1 rRNA gene is annotated in these 664 nt (G+C 48.8%); it reads left to right on the top strand.

From position 1 onward, the window contains the following. Window positions 1-13: 13 nt before the first annotated feature. A 16S ribosomal RNA gene (locus C4S75_RS05780) occupies window positions 14-664 on the top strand; the annotation flags it as partial.

Below are 664 nucleotides of genomic sequence, written 5' to 3'. Positions count from 1 at the left end.
TAATAAAGAAATTACAATGGAGAGTTTGATCCTGGCTCAGGATGAACGCTAGCGGGAGGCCTAACACATGCAAGCCGAGGGGTATTTTGGAGCTTGCTTCAAGAGAGACCGGCGTACGGGTGCGTAACGCGTATGCAACTTACCTGTATCACCGGGATAGCCCGGGGAAACCCGGATTAATACCGGATAATATATCTGCCAGCATTGGCAGATATTAAAAGATTTATCGGATACAGATAGGCATGCGTAGGATTAGTTAGTTGGTAAGGTAACGGCTTACCAAGACGATGATCCTTAGGGGGCCTGAGAGGGTGAACCCCCACACTGGAACTGAGACACGGACCAGACTCCTACGGGAGGCAGCAGTGAGGAATATTGGACAATGGGTGAGAGCCTGATCCAGCCATCCCGCGTGAAGGACGACAGCCCTATGGGTTTTAAACTTCTTTTGTATGGGAATAAACCACATTACGCGTAATGTTCTGAAGGTACCATACGAATAAGCATCGGCTAACTCCGTGCCAGCAGCCGCGGTAATACGGAGGATGCGAGCGTTATCCGGATTTATTGGGTTTAAAGGGTCCGTAGGCGGGTTGATAAGTCAGCGGTGAAAACCTGCAGCTTAACTGTAGAACTGCCGTTGATACTGTTAATCTTGAATAGT

The organism is Apibacter sp. wkB309, from assembly GCF_002964915.1.
Classification (GTDB): Bacteria; Bacteroidota; Bacteroidia; order Flavobacteriales; family Weeksellaceae; genus Apibacter.
This window is presented reverse-complemented; position numbering and strand designations above follow the sequence as displayed.